The organism is Streptomyces sp. WM6386 (assembly GCF_000972385.1).
Taxonomy (GTDB): domain Bacteria; phylum Actinomycetota; class Actinomycetes; order Streptomycetales; family Streptomycetaceae; genus Streptomyces.
Genome location: NZ_JXTE01000044.1, coordinates 40013 through 61635 on the forward strand (window position 1 = coordinate 40013; position 21623 = coordinate 61635).

Annotated in this window: 17 protein-coding genes and 1 other RNA gene; 8 read left to right on the forward strand and 10 right to left on the reverse strand. The window is 71.4% G+C overall.

The window, feature by feature from the left end:
• Positions 1-6 precede the first annotated feature (6 nt).
• From ssrA to ftsE, 5 genes are all read right to left on the reverse strand, one after another.
• Positions 7-394: a transfer-messenger RNA gene (gene ssrA, locus TN53_RS44465) on the reverse strand.
• A gap of 97 nt (positions 395-491) precedes the next feature.
• Entirely contained in the window at positions 492-1034 is a 543-nt protein-coding gene (gene smpB / locus TN53_RS25355) for an SsrA-binding protein SmpB (RefSeq protein WP_046260945.1), read from the reverse strand.
• A 58-nt stretch (positions 1035-1092) separates the two neighbouring features.
• On the reverse strand, positions 1093-2262 hold the full coding sequence (locus TN53_RS25360) for a S41 family peptidase (RefSeq protein WP_095046719.1): 1170 nt from the start codon (positions 2260-2262) through the stop codon (positions 1093-1095).
• A gap of 67 nt (positions 2263-2329) precedes the next feature.
• Complete coding sequence (ftsX, locus tag TN53_RS25365) at positions 2330-3247, reverse strand: permease-like cell division protein FtsX (protein WP_046260947.1); 918 nt, start codon at positions 3245-3247, stop codon at positions 2330-2332.
• Positions 3248-3281: 34 nt separating this feature from the next.
• Entirely contained in the window at positions 3282-3971 is a 690-nt protein-coding gene (ftsE, locus tag TN53_RS25370; protein WP_020132390.1) for a cell division ATP-binding protein FtsE, read from the reverse strand.
• A 231-nt stretch (positions 3972-4202) separates the two neighbouring features.
• On the opposite strand from ftsE, the gene TN53_RS25375 reads away from it, so the two are divergent.
• Entirely contained in the window at positions 4203-4394 is a 192-nt protein-coding gene (locus TN53_RS25375) for a hypothetical protein (RefSeq protein WP_046260948.1), read from the forward strand.
• A 96-nt stretch (positions 4395-4490) separates the two neighbouring features.
• Here the strand turns inward: TN53_RS25375 and TN53_RS25380 are convergent, their stop codons facing one another.
• The 4 genes from TN53_RS25380 to TN53_RS25395 all read right to left on the reverse strand — a co-directional run bounded on the left by TN53_RS25380 (position 4491) and on the right by TN53_RS25395 (position 9584).
• Positions 4491-5096, reverse strand: coding sequence for a hypothetical protein (locus TN53_RS25380; RefSeq protein ID WP_046260949.1), 606 nt, complete (start codon positions 5094-5096; stop codon positions 4491-4493).
• Between the two features lie 289 nt (positions 5097-5385).
• A complete protein-coding gene (prfB, locus tag TN53_RS25385) occupies positions 5386-6489 on the reverse strand; it encodes a peptide chain release factor 2 (RefSeq protein WP_046260950.1) in 1104 nt (367 codons plus the stop codon).
• Positions 6490-6560: 71 nt separating this feature from the next.
• Positions 6561-7799 carry a serine/threonine-protein kinase gene (locus tag TN53_RS25390; RefSeq protein WP_046260951.1) on the reverse strand — a complete coding sequence of 413 codons (1239 nt, stop codon included), beginning with the start codon at positions 7797-7799 and terminating at the stop codon, positions 6561-6563.
• Between the two features lie 120 nt (positions 7800-7919).
• Entirely contained in the window at positions 7920-9584 is a 1665-nt protein-coding gene (locus TN53_RS25395) for a serine/threonine-protein kinase (protein WP_046260974.1), read from the reverse strand.
• A 330-nt stretch (positions 9585-9914) separates the two neighbouring features.
• Here TN53_RS25395 and TN53_RS25400 point away from each other — a divergent pair, with 330 nt between their 5' ends.
• The 6 genes from TN53_RS25400 to TN53_RS25425 all read left to right on the forward strand — a co-directional run bounded on the left by TN53_RS25400 (position 9915) and on the right by TN53_RS25425 (position 20517).
• A complete protein-coding gene (locus TN53_RS25400) occupies positions 9915-13766 on the forward strand; it encodes an FtsK/SpoIIIE domain-containing protein (protein ID WP_046260975.1) in 3852 nt (1283 codons plus the stop codon).
• Between the two features lie 172 nt (positions 13767-13938).
• Complete coding sequence (locus tag TN53_RS25405; RefSeq protein WP_046260952.1) at positions 13939-15312, forward strand: ABC transporter substrate-binding protein; 1374 nt, start codon at positions 13939-13941, stop codon at positions 15310-15312.
• 4 nt (positions 15313-15316) lie between these two features.
• Positions 15317-16669 carry a carbohydrate ABC transporter permease gene (locus tag TN53_RS25410; protein WP_046260953.1) on the forward strand — a complete coding sequence of 451 codons (1353 nt, stop codon included), beginning with the start codon at positions 15317-15319 and terminating at the stop codon, positions 16667-16669.
• Positions 16666-17547, forward strand: coding sequence for a carbohydrate ABC transporter permease (locus tag TN53_RS25415; RefSeq protein WP_046260954.1), 882 nt, complete (start codon positions 16666-16668; stop codon positions 17545-17547). The genes TN53_RS25410 and TN53_RS25415 overlap by 4 nt, the downstream gene beginning before the upstream one ends.
• Before the next feature lie 164 nt (positions 17548-17711).
• Positions 17712-19970 (forward strand): bifunctional glycosyltransferase/CDP-glycerol:glycerophosphate glycerophosphotransferase, encoded by a 2259-nt coding sequence (locus tag TN53_RS25420; RefSeq protein WP_046260955.1) that lies wholly within the window; start codon positions 17712-17714, stop codon positions 19968-19970.
• 154 nt (positions 19971-20124) lie between these two features.
• Complete coding sequence (locus TN53_RS25425; RefSeq protein WP_159038193.1) at positions 20125-20517, forward strand: hypothetical protein; 393 nt, start codon at positions 20125-20127, stop codon at positions 20515-20517.
• Here TN53_RS25425 and TN53_RS25430 read toward each other — a convergent pair.
• Positions 20507-20920, reverse strand: a complete 414-nt coding sequence (locus TN53_RS25430) for an organic hydroperoxide resistance protein (RefSeq protein ID WP_046260957.1) — start codon at positions 20918-20920, stop codon at positions 20507-20509. The two genes, TN53_RS25425 and TN53_RS25430, sit on opposite strands and share 11 nt — an antisense overlap.
• A 111-nt stretch (positions 20921-21031) precedes the next feature.
• On the opposite strand from TN53_RS25430, the gene TN53_RS25435 reads away from it, so the two are divergent.
• Positions 21032-21526 (forward strand): MarR family winged helix-turn-helix transcriptional regulator, encoded by a 495-nt coding sequence (locus TN53_RS25435; RefSeq protein WP_420719124.1) that lies wholly within the window; start codon positions 21032-21034, stop codon positions 21524-21526.
• The last annotated feature ends 97 nt before the right edge of the window (positions 21527-21623 follow it).

The window sequence follows — 21623 nt, forward strand, 5'->3', positions numbered from 1 at the left end:
GGGAAATGGTGGAGATGGCGGGAATCGAACCCGCGTCCAACGGTGCAGAATCAGGGCTTCTCCGTGTGCAGTTCGCTGTGATTTTCTCGGCCCCGGCAATCACGCGAACAAGTCGCCGACGGGCCCAGTCACTGTTTGATTTCCCATCGAACCCCGTGACCGGGCTCGATGGTTTAGTTCCCTAAATTATGCCAGGATCCGGGTCGGGAACACTCCCGGGCTGACACCCGTTATGGGCCTCCACTCACTGCTTATTAGGCAGCGAGGGCGAAGGCGCGGGAATCGCTCTTGTTAGTGGCGATTATTGGTTGCGACATATGGTTTACGAGATCATTGCCGCTTCCTCGACACGCTTCCCCTGCTTCGACATCCGCTGTCGAAACCGATCATCCCCATGTTGTTTTTTCAATCCCCTCCGGAGAGGGGGCGCACCTTCGCTGAGGTGCAGGACCCATCGTACGTGACCAACGCACCGGGGTGCCAGCCTATTCCTACTGGCCCCGCTGCTTCCGCTTCGCCGCCGCGATCGCCCGGTCCGACTCCCGCCGGTCCTGCTGCTCGCGCAGGGTCTGCCGCTTGTCGTACTCCTTCTTTCCTCGCGCGAGGGCGATCTCGGCCTTGGCCCGGCCGTCCCTGAAGTACAGGGCGAGGGGCACGATCGTGTGACCCGTCTCCTGGGACTTCGACTCCAGCTTGTCGATCTCCTCGCGGTGCAGGAGCAGCTTGCGCTTGCGGCGCGCGGAGTGGTTGGTCCAGCTGCCCTGGTGATACTCGGGGATGTGGGCGTTGTGCAGCCACGCCTCCCCCTGGTCGATCTGGACGAAGCCGTCGGTCAGCGAGGTCCGCCCTTCGCGCAGCGACTTGACCTCGGTGCCGGTCAGCACGATGCCGGCCTCGTAGGTGTCGATGATCGCGTAGTCGTGCCGGGCCTTCTTGTTCTGGGCGACGATCTTGCGCTTGCCACCCTTCTCGCCGTCCCGGCCCTTGGCGGCCGTCCCGCCCTGCTTGGGCTGGGACTCCTTCGGTACATACATTCCCTTGCTCATAGTGCCGCCCATTTTCGCACTACGGAGGGGGTGTACGGGAAGTCGTTTACGACGGGGGGCCCAATCCGCCCAGAACCGTCTCCGCGCGCTCGATCACCTGCTGGTCGGCGTCCAGGTCGGGGGTGATGCCCGTGCCGTCGACACCGCGCCCGGACGGCGTGCGGTAGTGCCCCACGGTCAGCTCGGCCACCGACCCGTCGGGGAGCCGGCTGGGCATCTGCACCGAGCCCTTCCCGAAGGTGCGGGACCCCACGACCACCGCGCGCCCCCGGTCCTGCAACGCGCCCGTGAGCAGCTCGGCCGCGCTCATCGTGCCGCCGTCGACGAGCGCGACCAGGGGTCTGGTGGTGTCGCCGCCGAGGTCGGCGTGCAGGGCCTGCTGGGCGCCGTCGACGTCGTAGGTGGCGACGAGGCCGCCGTCGAGGAAGGCGGAGGCGGCGGTGACGGCCTCGGTGACCAGGCCGCCGGAGTTGCCGCGCAGGTCGAGGATGATGCCGGAGGCGGCGGGGGCCTGTCGTACGGCGGTGCGGACGGCGTCGCCGGAGCCCTTGGTGAACGAGTCGATCTTGATGACGGTGATCCCACCGGCGAGCTGTCGAACGGTGACCGAGTCCGTGGACAGCCGGGCCCGCCGCACCGTCTCGTCCCACGCGCGCGTGCCCCGCTCCAGCCCGAGCGTGACGGCCGTACCGGCCGCCGCGTCGGTGGCGTCACCGCGCAGTAAGGAGACCACCTCGGTGACGGGCCGCCCGTCGACCTTGCGCCCGTCGACACTGCGCAGCCGGTCTCCGGCCCGGATCCCGGCGACGGCCGCGGGCGACCCGGCGCGCACCTTGGTCACCTCGATCCGCCCGCCCCGCTCCCGTCGTGCCCAGAGCCCGACGCCGGTGTACCGCCCGTCGAGGGCCTCTTCGAACTCCTCGTACTCCCCCGGCGAGTAGACGGCGCCCCACCGGTCCCCGCTACGGCTGACGGCCCGCTCAGCCGCCTCCACGGGCGACTTCCCCGCGGCCATGGCCTCGGCGGCGGCCTCGGCGACATTCTCCTGCCGCCCGGCCGGCACGGCCGAACCGCCCCTGTCCTGCGAGACTTTCCGGTCGGCCTCGGGCAACGACCCGGTCGCGGCCCCCGCCACCAGCACACTCGCGAACACCAACGTCAGGGCCGCCCCGCGGCCGATGCGACGGGGCTGACAGAACAGGTCTCGGCCTGACATGCGGGTGAGTCTAGGACAACGCGAAGGGCCGCACGGTCGGTTGCCCGTACGGCCCTCTTGGCATGTGTCACACCTTCAGGTACTTGCGCAGCGCGAAGAACGCCGCCAGTGCCGGCATCAGCAGGCTCGTCGCCAGGATGAGGGGGAGTTTTGTCAGTACGGCGTCCCAGCCGATGAAGTTGATCAGGTTGAGCTTCTCGGACAGGGCCAGGCCGTGGTCGATGATGAAGTAGCGGGCTACCACCAGGAATCCGCAGGCGACCGTGCCTCCGATGAGCCCGGCGACCGCGGCCTCCATGATGAACGGGGCCTGGATGTAGAAGCCCGAGGCGCCGACCAGGCGCATGATGCCGGTCTCGCGCCGTCGGCTGAACGCGGAGACGCGCACCGTGTTGACGATCAGCATCAGGGCGACGACGAGCATCAGGGCCATGACCGCCCTCGCGGCCCAGTTCATGCCGTTGAGAAGGCCGAAGAGGTTGTCCAGGATGCCCTTCTGGTCCTGCACGGACTGCACGCCGTCCCGGCCGTCGAAGGCGGTCGCGACGACCTGGTACTTCTCCGGGTCCTTCAGCTTGATGCGGTACGACGCCTGCATCTGGTCCGGTGTGAGGGAGGCCGCCAGCGGGGAGTCGCCGAACTGCTCCTTGTAGTGCTTGTACGCCTGGTCCTGGGTCTCGTAGGTGACCTTCTCGACGACCGACATCTTGCCGAGGTCGGAGAGGATCTCCTTCTTCTGGTCGTCGGTCACCGCGCCCTTGGCGCAGTTGGGGTCGGACTCGGCGTCGCTCTTGTTGCAGAGGAAGACCGAGACGTTGACCTTGTCGTACCAGTAGCCCTTCATGGTGCTGACCTGGTCGCTCATGAGGAGCGACCCGCCGAACAGGGCGAGTGACAGGGCGACGGAGACGACGACGGCGAAGGTCATCGTCAGATTGCGACGGAGACCGACACCGATCTCGGACAGTACGAACTGGGCGCGCATGGCGTCTGGTTGGGCCTTTCCGTGGACTGTGCGGTCAGTGCTGGTAGCCGTAGACGCCGCGCGCCTGGTCGCGGACGAGGCGGCCCTGCTCCAGCTCGATGACGCGCTTGCGCATCTGGTCCACGATGTTCTGGTCGTGCGTCGCCATCAGCACGGTGGTGCCCGTCCGGTTGATCCGGTCGAGCAGCTTCATGATGCCGACGGAGGTCTGCGGGTCGAGGTTGCCGGTGGGCTCGTCGGCGATCAGCAGCTTGGGCCGGTTGACGAAGGCCCGCGCGATGGCCACGCGCTGCTGCTCACCACCGGACAGCTCGCCCGGCATCCGGTCCTCCTTGCCGCCGAGCCCGACGAGGTCGAGCACCTGCGGCACGGACTTGCGGATCTCGCCCTTCGACTTGCCGATGACCTCCTGCGCGAAGGCCACGTTCTCCGCGACCGTCTTGTTCGGCAGGAGCCGGAAGTCCTGGAACACCGTCCCCAGCTGGCGGCGCATCTGCGGCACCTTCCAGTTGGAGAGGCGTGCGAGATCCTTGCCCAGGACGTGCACCTGACCGTGGCTGGTCCGCTCCTCGCGGAGCACCAGCCGCAGGAAGGTGGACTTTCCGGAGCCGGAGGACCCCACGAGGAAGACGAACTCGCCCTTCTCCACTTCCAGGGACACATCCCTGAGTGCGGGGCGGGTCTGCTTGGGGTAGACCTTGGAGACGTTGTCGAATCGGATCACGGATGCACCACGGTTAGCCGGGGGTAGATGTGCGTGACCTTACGCGACCGGGGTGTGCGGGCGCAGGCGCCCGTTGCGGTTGCGTGCTGGATGTGCCTTTTGTGTACCTGCTCAGGGGGTCACTCCGAGAGCGCTCGAGCCGTTTCCGGAGGAACCTGGCACAGTGGAGGGGGAACGTTCCGGACCCGGGGAGCGTTCTGTACAAGGAACCGGCACTAGGAGGGCGAGCGCATGACGTACGACCGGCTGGTGTGCGCGAACTGCGCCGCGCCCGTGAATGAGGGCCGCTGCCCCGTCTGCCGCGCGAACCGTGAGCGGCTCACCCAGGACAACCTGTTCGCCCAGCTCAACCCCATGACGCTGATCGCTCTGCTCGCGGTGCTGATCGCGGCGGTGGCCCTGCTGGCCCACCAGACCGCGTAGGCGTCCCTACGGAACGCCCGAGGGGCCCGGAGCGATCACTCGCTCCGGGCCCCTCGTCGTACGACGTGCACACCTGTCGTGTGCGCGCGGCCACCGTCAGGCGGCGGCACCGCCGCGGCCGCCCACGAGGCGCGGCAGGATGCGGAAGCCGATACCGCCGGCGATCATCGTCGCGGCACCGATGACCAGGAACGTGGTCTTGTCGCCCGCACCGGTCTCGGCGAGCTCGGCGCCGCCGCCCTGGGCCGAGGTGTCGGTGGAGGTCTCCGAGCCGGTGTCGGTCAGGGACGAGGAGCCCTGCTGCTGGGCGGAGGTGTCGGAGCCGCCGTCGGGGTTGTTGTTGTTGCCGCCCCCGTTGTCGTTGCCGCCGCCGTTGTTGCCGTCGTCGGTCGGGTCCGCGGTGGGCTCGTCCGTCGGGTCCTCGGAGGGCTCCTCCGTGGGCTCGGTGGGCTCGTCGGTGGGGTCCTCGGTGATCGGCGGCTCTTCCGTGGGAAGGTCCGTCGGGAGGTCGGTGGGAAGGTCGGTGGGGACGTCCGTCGGCGTCGGGTCCGGGACCGGCGACTCCTCGCCGCACAGGATGCCGAGCAGGCAGTCGTCCGTCTCGGCCGCGGAAGCGGCACCGGCGGCGGTCAGGGAGGCGCCGGCCGCGATCACGGCACCGGCGGCTATGCGCGCGATCCGGATGCGCGTCTTCTTGGTCATAAGGTTGCTACCCCCAGTAGCTCATCGTCAGTGAGGCGGCGCTCGGGGGCCGTGATCGACGGGGGCGGCTGCGCTCGGGTCCCCCGGTTCACATGCGCCCCAGAGATACGCATGCCGCGCCTCACCATTCCCATTTTTCAAAGCAACGTCAAGGCCGTTGCGTACGCGATGTCCGGGTAAGGGTTCTTTGCCGGGGGATGGAGCCTGTGAGTGTGATGTAAAACCCAGACATCCGGGCACAGAAAAGGCAACTACCGTCACGGGGACGGTAGTTGCCTTGTCGACAAACTTACTTCTCCTGCTGCTTGCGCCAGCGAATTCCGGCTTCGAGGAAACCGTCGATCTCGCCGTCGAGCACGGCCTGCGGGTTGCCGACCTCGAACTCGGTGCGCAGGTCCTTGACCATCTGGTACGGGTGCAGGACGTACGAACGCATCTGGTTGCCCCAGGAGCTGCCGCCGTCCTTGAGGGCGTCCATCTTCGCCCGCTCCTCCTGGCGCTGCCGCTCCAGCAGCTTGGCCTGGAGCACGTTCATGGCCGTGGCCTTGTTCTGGATCTGCGAGCGCTCGTTCTGGCAGGAGACGACGATGCCGGTGGGGAGGTGCGTCAGCCGGACCGCGGAGTCGGTCGTGTTCACGCCCTGGCCGCCGGGGCCCGAGGAACGGTAGACGTCGACGCGCAGCTCCGACTCGTCGATCTCGACGTGGTCGGTCTGCTCCACGACGGGAAGGATCTCCACACCCGCGAAGGAGGTCTGGCGGCGTCCCTGGTTGTCGAAGGGCGAGATCCGCACCAGCCGGTGGGTGCCCTGCTCGACGGAGAGGGTGCCGTAGGCGTAGGGCACCTGCACGGCGAAGGTGGTCGACTTGATGCCGGCCTCTTCGGCGTACGACGTCTCGTAGATCTCGGTCTTGTAGCCGTGGCGCTCGGCCCAGCGCAGGTACATGCGCTGGAGCTGCTCGGCGAAGTCGGCGGCGTCGACGCCACCGGCCTCGGCGCGGATGTTGACGAGCGCCTCACGGGCGTCGTACTCACCGCTCAGCAGCGTCCGGACCTCCATCTCGTCCAGCGCCTTCTTGACGGCGGAGAGCTCGGACTCGGCCTCGGCGCGGGTGTCCGGGTCGTCCTCCTCCTCGGCCATCTCGAAGAGCACGGAGAGATCGTCGATCCGCCCGCGCAGCGCCTCGGCCTTCCTGACCTCGGCCTGCATGTGGCTCAGCTTGCTGGTGATCTTCTGCGCCTCGTCCGGGTTGTCCCACAGGGACGGCGCGGCCGCCTGCTCCTCGAGCACGGCGATGTCTGCCCTCAGCTTGTCGAGGTCCAGAACGGCCTCGATCGACTCCATGGTCGAGGAGAGGGACTTGAGCTCTTCGGATACATCGACGACTGCCACGCCTCCAGCCTAACGGCTGTGGCAACCGACCAGCGCCGAGCGGTATCGGGGCGGGAGAACCAGGCCCACCGTCACGGAGACGGCGGTGCCGAGTTCTTCGTGTCCTGGGGAGTCCCCGCGTCGTCCCCCGAGGTCGCCGCCCAGGTGCCCACCCCGGCCGCCGCCACGAGCACCACCGCGGCGACGCTCACCACGACCCTGCGCCGACGCGTCGCGGCCCGGTTGCGCGCGGAACCGGGCCGCGGCGCCCCGGCCGCCCGCGGCACCCGCGCCGTCCCCCGGGCGCCTCCCGCCAGCTCGTCCGGCGCCGGCACCCTCATCGACGTATGTGTGTCCCGGTTGGAGTCGGCCGGCTTCGCCCCCGGCACCAACGGCACCGCACCACGCCGTACCGGCGCCGAGGACGCGGGCTGCTCCGACGGCGCCTCGTACGGCTCCTCCTCGTCGTCGTCCACGCCCGGCTCGTCCACGTCCAGCGGCGCCATCCCGACCAGCAACGGCAGCAGCTCCCGCAGCCGCGCCCCCAGCTCGGAGGCGCGCAGCCGGGAGGCCGGCGCCTTGGCGAGGCACTGCACGAGCAGCTGCCACAGTTCGTCGGGGATGCCGGGGAGCGGCGCCACGGTCTCGGTCACATGGCGGCGCAGGACCGCGCCCGGGTGTCCGCCGCCGAAGGGCGTGAAGCCCGCCAGCAGCTCGTACAGCACCGTCGCCAGCGCGTAGATGTCCACGGCCGCGCGCGGCGGCAGCCCCTCCACGATCTCCGGCGCCAGATAGTCCGGCGTACCGATGATCTTCGTGGCGCGGGTGCGGCGCGGGGTGTCGATGAGCTTCGCGACCCCGAAGTCCGTCAGCAGCGCGCGGTGCGAGCCGCCGGGCCCCAGGGGGCCCTGCATGTCGAGGAGTACGTTCTCCGGCTTGACGTCCCGGTGCACGACGCCCGCCGCGTGGGCCGCCGCCAGCCCGTCCGCGATGTCCGCGACGATCGCCACCGCCGCCTCGGGTGCCATCCGCTTGTCCCGGTCGAGCCGGGTGCGCAGGTCGGTGCCGCGGACGAGGTCCATGACCAGCGCGAGGTCGTTGCCGTCCACCACCAGGTCGCGGACCGAGACGATGTTGGGGTGCTCCAGCCCGAGCAGTGCCGTGCGCTCCTGCACGAACCGCCCGACGAGCTCCTGGTCGGACGCGAGGTCCTCGCGCAGCAGCTTGACGGCGACGGGCCCCTCGGGCCCCTCACCCAGCCACACCGTGCCGGCACTGCCCCGCCCCAGGATCTGGTTGGCGGTGTACCGGCTGCCGATCTTCCGTGCCAAGGCTGCTCCTACAGACGCGTGTTGTCGCTAAAACTACGCGTCCGACGAGCCAACCTTCACCGTGGAGGCGGAAATCACCCGCCAGGTGTCGACAAATCTCCAGAGTCGCCGCGAGCGCGGCTACTGCCCGGACGAGCCGCCGCCCAGGTCGCCGATCCACCCGGAGACCGTGCTGATCATGTCGCCGATCTGGTCCCAGTAGCTCTTGCCCGTGCCGATCCAGTCCTGCAGCGGGCTCAGCTCCCAGATCAGCCAGCCCGCGACAAAGAGGATGACGATCGTGAACAGGCAGCCCTTGAGGCAGCCGAGACCCGGGATCCGCATCGGGTTGGAGCTGCGCTGCCGCGGCTGGCGGGGCTCGCGCTGGGGCTGCTGCGGTTGCTGGGGCGGTGCGTATCGCTGCGGCTGCGGCTGGGGTTGCGGCGGCGCGTACCGCTGGGGCTGCTGTTGCTGCTGCGGATGACCGCCGTAGCCCTGCTGGGGCTGCTGGGGCTGCGGGCGCTGCTGACGCTGCGGCGGCTGTTGCGGCTGCTGCGGGCGGGCGACCTGCCGCTGCGGGCGGCGGCGCAGCGGGTCCTGGTTCGGGTCGAGGTACTGGACCTGCGTCTGCTCGTTGCGGTCGCGGGCCGCGCGCAGCTGGTTCTGCCAGGGGTGCGGGTCCTCGGGTCCGCCCTGTCCCTGCTGTCCCGGTTGCCCGGGCGGCACCGGCGGCAGGACGGCCGTCGGGTCGGCCGCGCCGCGGTTCGGCAGTACGGCGGTGGGGTCGGCGGCGCCCATGTGCGGCAGGACGTTGGTCGCGGCGTTCGGGTCGTACGCGCCGGCGCCGTGCGGCAGCACCTGGGTGGGGTCGGCGGAGCCCGGTACGGCCGCGGGGGCCGGGTCGGGCGCGAGGAGAACCGCGACGTTCTCGGCGGCGGCGATCTGCGCGGAGTTCGCGTGCACGCCGACGCCCGCGGCGACGACCCGCAGGCCGTGCGCGAGGTTCTCGGCGCTGGGCCGGTCGTCCGGGTTCTTGCGCAGACAGCGCTCTATGACCGTCCACAGCGGCTCGGGAACCGTGGAGGGGCGGCGGGGTTCGGCGCTGAGGTGCTGGTGGAGGACTTCGAGGGCGGAGCCGCCGGAGAACGGCGGGCGGCCGGTGACCAGTTCGTACAGCAGGATGCCGGCGCCGTAGATGTCGACGGCGGAGGTCTGCGGGCGGCCCTCGGCGGACTCGGGGGCGACGTACGCGGGCGTGCCGACGAACTCGTGGGTGCGGGTCAGGCCCGGGGAGTCGGCGAGGCGTGCGATGCCGAAGTCGGTGAGCAGCGGGTGCATCTGGCCGCCGTCCTGCCGGAGCAGGACGTTGGCGGGCTTCAGGTCGCGGTGGACGACGCCGTCGGCGTGGCTGGCGGCGAGCGCGTCGGCGATCTGCGCGGTGAGCAGGGCGGCGCCGACGGGGCTGAAGGGGCCGTTCTCACGGAGGTAGCGGTGCAGGTCGGGGCCTTCGACGAGGTCCATGACCAGGGCGAGCAGATCGCCCTCGACGACCAGGTCCCGCACCCGCACGATGTTCGGGTGGGTGAGCCGGAGCAGGACGGAGCGCTCCCGCAGGAACCGCATCACGATGTCCGGGTCGCTCGCGAGCTCCTCCTTGAGGACCTTGATCGCGACCGTCTCGCCGGCCTGCCCCTGCACGGCGGCCTCGGCGCCCGCGGCCTCACGCTGGCGGGCTCGCCAGACGGTCCCCGTGGCACCGCGTCCCAGCGGCTCCTCGAGGAAGTACTTGCTGCCTACCGGCCGCACGTCATGCGCTCCCTGCTGCTTGCCTGTGTTCCGGTCCACTGTAGTGCCGTCTCCCTGAGCACTACGTAGGCGTTGCGAAGCCTGTTCGCAGGAAAGACGCCCGACTCGGTCTCCTGGTTGCCGGAGGTTGACGTGACCGATCTCAAGTGATCGTCGACGATGCACTGGTCAGGCACTTTTAGGGGCAGAGCTGACCAATCAAGATCACTTATCCTCGGGAGCGGGGCGCGTTGTCAGTGGCAGGTGCGAGGATGCCTCCAGTACTGGCCGATGTGCTCGTGTGGGGTGGGGGACAGTTCCGCGCCCGGGCAGAAGGGACCGCTGACGGCGATGCAGATCCGGCTGACCGTCGTAGACCCGCTGGGCCCGCCTGCCGAGGCCCACGTCCGCGCCGCGAGCTGCGACGTGCTGGTCACAGCACCCGCCGGTACGGCCCTGGCGGCGATAACGTCCGCACTGGCCTCGGCCGTCTCCGGCGACGGAGCGCCCGCCTCCGGCACCGGACAGCCCGTGCTGTACGCCGGTGCCGAGCGGCTCGACGCCCAGCGCTGCACCATCGGCGAGCCCCCGCTGACCGACGGCGCCGTGCTCTCCCTCGGCGCCCCCACCGACCCCCAGCCGCACCCCGAGGTGGACGACGCACCCACCCGCCTCGACGTGGTCGCCGGGCCGGACGCGGGCGGGGTCCATCTGCTGCACGGCGGCCGCATCGAGATCGGCCGCTCCGCCGACGCCGACGTCCCGCTCGACGACCCGGACGTCTCCCGGCTGCACTGCGCGGTGACGGTCGCCGCCGACGGCGGCGTCTCGGTCGCCGACCTCGACTCCACCAACGGCACGGTCCTCGACGGCATCCGGGTGGGCACCCGCCCGGTCCGCTTCGCACCGGGCGCGCTGCTGCGCGTCGGCGAGTCGGCCCTCCGGCTGGCTCCGCCCGGCGGCCCGGGCACGCGGCTGCGCACGGCGCCGGACGGCGAGGGGCACGTGCGCGTGGCGCCTCCGGCGGAGGCCGACGCCGGTTCGGGGGCGCCTTCCGGACCGACGCGGTATGCGTACGGCACCGCCGACTTGAGCACCGCACCAGGGCAGGGGGACGTGGAACAGCCTGTCGTGCCCGGCCAGGGGCAGGCACCACGGATCGAGAGCAGAGGGGCGCGGGCGTACGAGGCGAAGGGCCCCGTGTCCCGCCGGCGGGTGTCCGGGGTCGCGGGGCTCTCCGCGGTGCCGGGTACGCCGGGCGCGGGTGCCGGGGGCAGTGGGGAGACGCATGGCGGCCGGCTCGGCGCGGGCGTCTCCGACGGGGGTTTCGGCGGTCCGGCGACCGGGGGCGGCGCTGCCCCGTCCGGCCCCGTCCCGTCCGGCCCGGCCTCCGACGACAGGGCAGCCGCGAGCGGGCACCCCGGCCCGGGCGGCATTGCGGCCTCCGGCGGGCTTCCGCGCGGGTCGGCGACGCGCGGTGGCCCCGCCGACCCTCGCGGCATCGCCGCAACCGGCGGGACCTTCGGCTCCGGAGACACCCGCGCACCCGGCGGGACGTCCGGTTCCCGGTCCACCCCGGGTCACGGCGGATCGACCGACTCCACACCGGCCTCCGCGGCCACCGGCTCCGCCTCCGGCGACGAGCACACCCGCGCCGTGGACACCCCGGCAGGCAGCCGCCGCAAGGGCACACCCCTGCGTGGCACCGACGTACCGCAGGGCGTGCGCAAGCGCGGAGGCCTCGGCGCGTGGGCACGGAAGCTGGCCGGCGGACGCGGTGAGCAGAGCACGACGGCCGGGAGCGAGGCGTACGACGAGGAAGTGGCCGACACCCCGCCGGTCCCCTTCGCCGTCACCCCGCAGCAGCCGGACACCTGGCCGGACCCGGCGGCGCTGCTGCTGACCGCGCTGGGCCCCGGGCCGCGGCTCTGGGAGCGCGGGCCGGACCATCCGGAGGCGCTCACGGTGCGGCTGGGCACGGCGGACCGGGCGGCACCCGACGGCTCGGGGCTGCTGCCCGCGGTGCCGGTCACCGCCGATCTGCGCGAGGTGGGGGCGCTGGGGCTGGCGGGCCCGCGCGCGCGGCTGGCCGGGCTGGCCCGCGCGGTGGTGGCCCAACTCGCCGCGCTGCACTCCCCCGACACCCTCGAGATAGTCCTGATCAGCGCCGACCGCTCCCGCCCGCTGGCCGAGCGCACCGCCGAGTGGTCCTGGCTGGGCTGGCTCCCGCATCTGCGCCCGGCCCACGGCCAGGACTGCCGCCTCCTCCTCGCCTACGACCGCGAACAGGCGACGGCCCGTACGGAGGAGCTCCTGCGCCGCCTGGACGAGACACCGCAGCCGGCGGGATCAAGGGGCCGACCGGGGCGTCCGGCTCAGGGGCCCGGCGGCAAGGGGCTCACGGAGCAGGACCGGGGGCGCAGCGCGACCCGCGGCGGCATCGAGAGCGACGGCCGAGGCGACACCCCGGCCGAGGCCCGCGGCGCGACCCGGCGGCCCTCCTGGGCGCGGGACGACGACAGGGCCGACAAGGAACCCGGCTTCGAAGGGCCGTACACCGTCCTCCTCGTGGACAGCGACCCCGGCGGCGCCGATGTGCGCGAGGCCGTGGCGCGGCTGGCGCTGGAGGGCCCGCGGGCCGGGATACATGTGGTGTGTCTCGCCGAGACGGCACCGGCCTCGCCCGCGTCGCCGGTGACGGAGACGTACGAGACGGCGTGCGCGGCGTCCCCGGCGTTCCGGGAGTGCGGCGCGGTCGCGTTGCTCAGTGGGGACGTGGCGACGGCGTTGCGGCTGATGCGGGTGGCGCGGGGCGGGGCTCCCGGCTCCGACGGCACCGTCGTACTCAGCTCCGACGACACGCTCGCACCCGGCCGGCCTTCCGGTCCCGTCGGCGAGGCCCCCGCAGGTCACCCCGCCCCCCAGGCCCACACGACCGGCCCCGTGGGCCACGGCACCGTCGCCGCCGTGGACGCCGTCTCCCCCGCCTGGGCGGAGCGGTTCGCGCGGGCGCTGGCACCGTTGCGCACGGACGGCGCCGGTGGTGAGCGGCAGGCGCGGGTGTCGGCGCCGTTGCCGCAGATGGCGCGGTTGCTGGACGAGTTGGGGCTGGCGCGGGCCACCCCGGCGTCGCTGATGACGCGCTGGGCGGACGCTGCGGACGACACCGAGGCGCTCGGCGGACGGGCCTGGGCCGTGCTCGGCGCCGGCCCGCGCGGACCGGTCTGCGCGGACCTCGTGGCCGACGGCCCGCATCTGATGGTCGAGGGCCCGGCGGGCAGCGGCCGTACGGAACTGCTGCGGGCGGTCGTCGCCTCGCTGGCCGCCGCCGAGCGGCCGGACCGGCTGAGCATCGTCCTGATGGACGGCCGGGACAGCGTGGGCACGGGCGGCGGCCACGGCGAGGGCCTGCGGGTCTGTACGGACGTACCGCACGTCACGACCCACCTCACGGCCAACGACCCCGTGCGGATGCGGGAGTTCGCCCAGTCCCTGAGCGCCGAGCTGAAGCGGCGGGCCGAGCTGCTGGGCCGCTCCGACTTCGCCGAGTGGCACACCGGACGGGAACTGTCGGGCCGTATGGTCGCCCAGCGTGGGTCCGCCGGCGGGGCCGGTGACCTCGACGCCCCGTCCAGCTCGACCATTCGTCTGCGCCCCGCCGCGGCCCGTCAACAGACCGAGTCGGCGCCGCCGTTGCCCCGCCTCGTGGTGGTCGTCGACGATCTGGACGCCCTGGTCTCCCCCGCGCTCGGCTCGCCGGGCCGGCCCTCCGCGGGCTCGGTGATGCGCGCGCTGGAGGCCGTGGCGAGGGAGGGCGACCGGCTCGGCGTCCACCTGGTGGCCGCGGCGGCCTCCGGCGGTCGTACGGCTGAGTCGGACGCGGCCAGAAGGGCGACCCTGCGGGTCACCCTGGACACCCCGGCACCCGGCCCGGACGAACCCGCGCCGGGGCGCGGCCGCCTGACCTCCGCGGACGGAAGAGTCACCCCCCTCCAGGGCGGGCGGGTCACCGGACGTATCCCCCGGACGGCCACGCTGCGCCCGACGGTGGTCCCCCTGGACTGGCACCGCATGGGCGACCCACCGACCCGCCGCCCGGTACGGGAACTGGGCAACGGGCCGACGGACCTGGCGCTGCTGGCGAGCGCGCTGGAGCGGGCGGCACGCGAGGTGGCGGCCACGGAGGTCCCGTCACTTCTCTAGTTCCGGCCTGGTTCCGGTCGGCGGACTCTGTCCAACGCCTGTGTCCCGTTACGACGCGACAACGATCTCCCGCTTGACACCGCGCGCGGTCTTGCCGACCTCAGGCCCCCGGCGTAGACCAGAGCCACGGGACAGCGCTCGGCGTTCGACGACGAACGAGAACGGGGCAGTGATGCGCAGCACGAGCACACACCGGACACGAAGGGTCACCGCGACAGTCGCCGCCCTCCTCGCGGGAGCCCTGACGCTCACCGCGTGCGGCGGCGACGACGACAACGGCAGCGACAACCCAACCAAGGGCACGGAGACCGGCGGCACCTCCGTCACGCTCCCCAAGCTCGACGGCCAGACACTGGAGGTCGCCGCCGTCTGGACCGGAGCCGAACAGGAGAACTTCACCAAGGTCCTGAACGAGTTCACCAAACGCACCGGCGCCAAGATCAAGTTCGTACCGACCGGCAACAACACCTCCACCTTCCTCGCCGCCAAGATCGAGGGCGGTCAGCCCCCGGACGTGGCGTTCCTGCCGCAGGTCGGCGTGCTGCACCAGTTCGCGGAGAAGAAGTGGCTCAAGCCCCTCGGCGCGGAAGCCAAGACCCAGCTGGACAAGAACTTCTCCCAGGGATGGCGTGACCTCGGGGCCGTCGACGGCCAGCAGTACGGCGTCTACGCGAAGGCCGCCAACAAGTCCCTGATCTGGTACAACACCGCGGCCTTCGAGGCGGCCGGGGTCACCGAGGCGCCCAAGACGTGGAAGGAGTTCATCTCCACCGCGCAGACGCTGTCCGACGCCGGCTCCCCCGCCGTCTCCGTCGGCGGCGCGGACGGTTGGACGCTCACCGACTGGTTCGAGAACGTCTATCTGTCCCAGGCGGGGCCGGAGAAGTACGACCAGCTCGCCAAGCACGAGATCAAGTGGACGGACCCCTCCGTCAAGGACGCCCTCACCACGCTCGCCGAGCTGTGGGGCAAGGACGAACTGCTCGCGGGCGGCCGCAAGGGCGCGCTGGACACGGAGTTCCCGAAGTCGGTCACCCAGGCCTTCACCGGTGACACCCCGGCCGCGATGGTCTTCGAGGGCGACTTCGTCACCGCGAACATCAACGCCGACACCAAGGCGAAGGTGGGCACGGACGCCAAGGTCTTCCCGTTCCCGGCGGTGGGCGCCGACTCCCCGGTGGTCAGCGGCGGCGACGTGGCCGTGGCGCTGAAGGACAGCAAGGGCGCCCAGGCGCTGCTGACCTTCCTCGCCTCGACGGACGCGGCCGAGGTCTGGGCGGCGCAGGGCGGCGTCCTCTCCCCGAACAAGGAGATGGACCAGAGCAAGTACAAGGACGACGTGACCCGGCAGATCGCCAAGGCGCTCATCGACGCGGGTGACGACTTCCGGTTCGACATGTCCGACCAGGCACCGGCGGCCTTCGGCGGCACCCAGGGCACCGGCGAGTGGAAGGACCTGCAGGACTTCCTCAGCAACCCGAGCGATGTCGCGGGCGCCCAGCGGAAGCTGGAGGCCGACGCCGCCAAGGCGTACGGGGCCGGCTGACGCCATGGCCTCAGTGGCGAACTCGACGGAGGGCGCCGGCGCACTGCCGACGCCCTCCGTGTCTCCGCGCAAGAGTGTGACGAGGACGCGGTTGTGGGTGGCGGTGCTGTTCCTGCTGCCCGCGCTGATCCTTCTCGGCGCGCTCGTGGTCTACCCGATCGGGTGGTCGGTCTGGCGCAGTCTCTACGACGCCGACGGTTCCGGCTTCGTCGGCCTGGACAACTACGGCGACATCTTCAGCAACGACGCGACGCTGACCGCGGTCAAGAACACCGCGATCTGGGTCGCGGTCGCCCCGGCCGTGGTCACGGTGCTCGGTCTGATCTTCGCGGTGCTCACCGAACGGGTGCGCTGGGGCACGGCGTTCAAGCTGATCGTCTTCATGCCGATGGCGATCTCGATGCTGGCCGCGGGCATCATCTTCCGGCTGGTGTACTCGGCGGACCCTGACCAGGGTGTCGCCAACGCGGTGGTGACGACCGTGCACGACACGTTCGTGGACTCCTCGGTCTATCCGAAGGCCCGGCCGAACGCGGCGGTGAGCGATCTGAAGGCTTCGGGCGCCGGCTCGTTCACCTCGACGGGCACAGTGCGGGCGGGCACGCCGGCGCTGCTCCCGCTCGTCGGTATCGCGCCCAACAAGCTCCCCGGCAGCCCCGAGGCCGCCGAGGCGGCCACCGGTGACGGTGTCACGGGCACCGTCTGGCTGGACTTCAAACTGGGCGGCGGTGGCACGAAGGGCCAGATCGACCCCGGCGAGAAGGCGCTGAAGGGCGTGAAGGTCGAGGCCGTGAAGGACGGCAAGGTGATCGCCTCCACCAAGAGCGGCGCCGACGGCACCTTCAATCTGCCCGGCGAGGCCGACGGGGCCCAACTGCGGCTGCCCGGCTCGAACTTCTCGGCGCCCTACAACGGCATCGACTGGCTCGGCCCGACGCTGATCACCCCGGCGATCATCGGGGCGTATGTGTGGATGTGGGCGGGCTTCGCGATGATCCTGATCGCGGCGGGCCTCGCGGGGGTGGACCGCAACCTCCTGGAGGCGGCCCGGGTGGACGGCGCCAACGAGTGGCAGGTATTTAGAAAGGTCACGGTGCCCATGCTGGCGCCGGTCCTGGTCGTCGTCCTCGTCACGCTGATGATCAACGTGATGAAGATCTTCGACCTGGTCTACATCATCGCCCCGCAGCCCAGTCAGGACGACGCCAACGTGCTGGCGCTGCAACTGTTCCAGTCGTCCTTCGGCGGCGGCGCCAGCTACGGCATCGGCAGCGCGATCGGCGTCATCCTGCTGCTGCTCGTGCTGCCGGTGATGTGGGTCAACCTCCGACGGCTGCGGAAGGAGCGTGAGCGATGACCGCTCTCGACACGACCGTGCGCGCCAAGCGCTCGCTCGCCGCCCGGGTGGCGAGCGGGGCGGCCGGCGGGGTGATGCGGGTCTTCCTGATCGTCCTCGCGCTGGTGTGGCTGGTGCCGACCTTCGGGCTGCTGGTCTCCTCGTTCCGCGACCCGACCGACATCGCCACCTCGGGCTGGTGGAAGGTGTTCACGGCGCCGGGCCAGCTGACCGCGAACAGCTACGAGACGATCCTGAAGAACGACGCGATCACCAGCTCCCTGTTCAACACCATCTGGATCACCGTCCCCTCGACCCTGCTGGTCGTGATCATCGGGGCGATGGCGGGATACGCCTTCGCGTGGATGGACTTCAAGGGCCGTGACTGGTGGTTCATGGTCGTGGTGGGGCTGCTCGTGGTGCCGGTGCAGATCGCGCTGATCCCGCTGACGTTCCTCTTCCGCGACATCGGGATCTTCGGCGACATCATCGCCGCCGTCCTCTTCCACGTCGCCTTCGGACTGCCGTTCGCGATCTTCCTGCTGCGCAACTTCTTCGCGGAGATCCCCCGGGAGCTCCTGGAGGCGGCGCGCCTGGACGGGGCGGGCGAGGCCCGGCTGTTCGCGACGGTGGTCATGCCGCTGGCGGCACCCGCGCTGGCCTCGCTGGGCATCTTCCAGTTCCTGTGGGTGTGGAACGACATGCTGGTGGCGCTGGTGTTCACCAACGCCGACTCGCAGCCGCTGACGGTCGCCCTGCAGCAGCAGGTACGGCAGTTCGGCAGCAACATCGAGATCCTGGCGACCGGCGCCTTCATCTCGATGGTGATCCCGCTGCTCGTGTTCTTCGCGTTCCAGCGGCAGTTCGTGACCGGGGTGATGGCGGGCGCGGTCAAGTAGCCCGTAGGACAGCCCAATTGAAGGGGCGGACCGCGGCCGGTCCGCCCCTTCGCCTTCGCCGAGAATCCCCCGTATGCCGCACACCACGTAACCAAGTCACATCACCGGCAGTTCCCGGGCAAGGCCGACACGGCCCATCGCCCGCGCCGACTCTTGGATGTGCCTTGCCCAGGTTCAGTGTCATCGTCCCCGCATACAAGGTTCAGGCGTATCTGCACGAGTGCCTGGAATCGGTGCTCTCCCAGTCGTGTACGGATCTGGAGCTGATCGCCGTCGACGACTGCTCGCCGGACGACTGTGGGGCGATCGTCGACGAGTTCGCGGCCCGGGACCCGCGTGTGCGGCCGGTGCACCTGGCCGAGAACCGGGGTCCGGGCGGCGCGCGCAACGCCGGTCTGGCGGCGGCGACCGGTGACTACCTGATGTTCCTGGACGGCGACGACACCCTCACCCCGGACGCACTGCGGGCGATCGCCGACCGGCTGAAGGAGACGGGCGACCCGGACATCCTGGTCCACGACCACGCGCTGACCGACTGGACGGGCCAGGCGGTCCGCGACGGCTTCACCACGCAGCTCACCGAGGAGGGCCCGGCGCCCTTCCGGCTGGAGGACCGCCCGGGGCTGCTGCGCCTGATGACGGCGGCCTGGAACAAGGCGTATCGCCGGGAGTTCGTGGAGCACGCGGGCTTCTCCTTCCCGCCGGGCCGCTACGAGAACACCCCCTGGACGTATCCGGCCCTGATGGCGGCGGAGACCCTCGCGACCCTGGACCGGGTGTGCGTCCACCACCGCCGGCACCGCCAGGGCACCGTCCTCGGCACGAGCCGCGGCCACTTCGATGTCTTCGACCAGTACGACAGGGTCTTCGCGTACGTCGACCAGCACCCCCGACTCGCCCAGTGGCGCCCGGTGTTGTTCCGCCGCATGGTCGACCACCTGTCGACGCTCTTCACCGAACGGCACCGGCTGCCGCGCGGCATCCGGGCCGAGTTCCTGCTCAAGGCCCGCGCCCACTACCGCCGTTACCGCACCCCGGGCCACCCAGTACCGCTGCGCGCACGCCTGCGCCACACCCTGGTCCGCCTGGGTCTGCATCGCACCTACCGCGCACTGGAGCTGGCCAAGAGGCTGAGCCACCGGACCGCCCGCCGGGCCACCCGCCTCGCGAAAGCCCTGCGCACCGCGGCCCTGCGGCTCCACTACCGCGTCCAGCGCCGCCTCCCCCTGCGCGCGGACCACGCCGTCTTCGCCGCCTACGGCAACCGCGGCCACAGCTGCAACCCGGGCGCCCTGGAGCAGGCGTTCCGCACCCACGCGCCGCACATCCGCACGGCGTGGATCACCGGCGCCGAGCACCACCACACGATCCCCACCGCCACCCGCCGGCTGCGCCCCGGCTCGGCCGCGTACTGGACGGCGCTCGCCCGCTCCAAGTACCTGGTCAACAACGTCGACTTCGACCGCCGCCTGGTCAAGCGCCCCGGCCAGGTCCTCGTCCAGACCCAGCACGGCACCCCCCTCAAGCACATGGGCCTGGACCTCCAGGAACGCCCGGCGGCCGCCCGCGGCATGGACTTCACGGCCCTCCTCGACGACGTCGACAAGTGGGACTACCTGCTGTCCGCCAACCGCCACACCACCCTGACCTGGGAGCGCGTCTACCCGGGCACGTACACGACACTCGAGTACGGCTGTCCCCGCAACGACGTGTTCCAGCAAGCGACTTCGCAGGACGTACGCCGGCTGCGCGAGTCGCTCGGCATCCCGGAGGGCACGGTCGCGATCCTGTACGCGCCCACCCACCGCGACTACCGCCGCACCCAGCGCCCCACCCTCGACCTGGACCGCGTGCTGCGCCGCCTCGGCCCCCGTTTCGTCGTCCTGGCCCGCGCCCACCACCGGCACGGCGGCCCCCTCGCGACGAGCACCGGCAGGATCATCGACGTCACCGACCACCCGAGCGTCGAGTCCCTGTGTCTGGCCTCGGACGCCCTGGTGACGGACTACTCGTCCCTGATGTTCGACTACGCCAACCTGGACCGCCCGATCGTGATCCACTCCGCCGACCGGGAGGCGTACGAGGCGGCCCGCGGCACCTACTTCGACCTGCGCGCCTTCCCGCCGGGCGCGGTCGCGCGCAGCGAGGAGGAGCTGGCCGACATCTTCGCCAGCGGCCACTGGCGGGGCTCCCGCTCCACACAGCTGCGCTCGGCGTTCCGCGAGCGCTTCTGCCCCTACGACGACGGACGCGCCGCCGAGCGGGTCGTACGCCATGTGGTGCTGGGCCAGACCGAACCCGCGCCCTTCCTGCCGCTCGCCGAGCGCTTCCCGGTGCCGTCCGCGGCGGCGGCGCCGGCACTGTCGCCGCAGGCGACCGTGGAGCGGCCCGTGGCCCCGTCGGTCGTCATCGAAACCGTCTGAACGCCGTCCTCATCCAGGGGAGTTGCCATGCCCTCCAGCCCGTCGCGGCCCACCCCGACCCGACCTCACACCTGGCGCCCGGCCGGTCGGCCGGGCCGCTGACCCGCCGGGCGGGACGCCGCGTCCCGCCCGGCGGCGGGTGTACGCGGGGGGCGTGGCCGCGGCGGCCTGCCTCGGGCTTCTCACCGTGCCGAGGCCGGTGGCGCCGCCGACGTACGAGTGGGCGGCGCGGCACATCGGACGCGGTGAGGTGGTCCTCACGGCCGACCGCCACGCCGCCCTGGCGCTCGCGGGGTTCGGGGCGAATCTCGTCCCACCCGGCCCTGTGGCCAAGGGCCACGAGCCGGACGTACGGGCCTGTCTCTCCCCGGCGTCCACCCGCGCCGACCGTGCCGCCGTGGTCCGGCGCCACCGGGTGCGCCGGCTGCTGCTGACGCGGCGGGACAGGGCGCCCGGGGAGACGGTGGTGGTGGCGTGGAGCGCGCGCACGGGGGAGGTGCTGGCGCGGGTCGTCGGACCGGCTCCGGCTCCGGTGACTACTCGATGACGAGCTCGACCTCGATGTTGCCGCGGGTGGCGTTGGAGTAGGGGCAGACCTGGTGGGCGGCCTCGACGAGCTTGCGGCCGGTCGTCTCGTCCACGGTGTCGGGCAGCTCGACGCGGAGCACGACGGCGAGACCGAAGCCCTCACCCTCCTTGCCTATGGAGACCTCGGCGGTCACCGCGGCGTCGCTGACGTCGACCTTGGCCTGACGGCCGACGAGACCGAGGGCGCTGCCGAAACAGGCGGCGTAGCCGGCGGCGAACAGCTGCTCCGGGTTGGTGCCCTGACCGTTGCCGCCCAGCGCGGCCGGCGGGGCCAGCTGGAGGTCGATCTGACCGTCGTTGCTGACGGCGCGACCGTCGCGGCCGTGGGTGGCGGTGGCGACAGCGGTGTAGAGCGCGTCCATGGGGTTCCATCCCTCTCAAACGTGGTGACGGGGGGCGGCCGGCCCTTTCCCTGCGGTCCGGGCCGTCTCACGACCACAAGTAGAGCACACAATTTAGTTGTGCACAACTAAATGGCGAACAAGCGCTACCCTGGAGACATGACCACTCCCACGCCCACTACCGACTGGCTCCGCCTCGACCAGCAGATCTGCTTCTCCCTGAACGCCGCCTCGCGCGCCTTCGGCGGCGTCTACCGCGTGATCCTCAAGGACCTCGGGCTCACCTATCCGCAGTACCTGGTGATGCTGGTGCTGTGGGAGCACGGCGACCTGTCCGTCAAGAAGCTCGGCGAGCAGCTCCGCCTCGACTCCGGCACGCTCTCCCCGCTGCTCAAGCGGCTGGAGTCGGCCGGTCTGGTACGCCGCGAGCGCAGCGCCCGCGACGAGCGCTCCGTGGAGGTCCGGCTCACCGCGGAGGGCGTCGCCCTGCGCGAGCGCGCACTGGAGGTGCCGCGCCGGATCGTCGCGGCGACCTCCTTCGACGTGGACGAGATCCGCGAGCTGCGGGCACGGCTGGACGAGCTGACCACGGCGCTGGACTCGGCGCAGCTGGAGGAGAACTCCTGACGCCTCCGGCGTAGCGGCGAAGGGGCACACCACCACGACCGCACTCCCTCTTCGGCGTGCGCTCCCGTCCCGCGCCCACGAATGAACCCCGCACGGC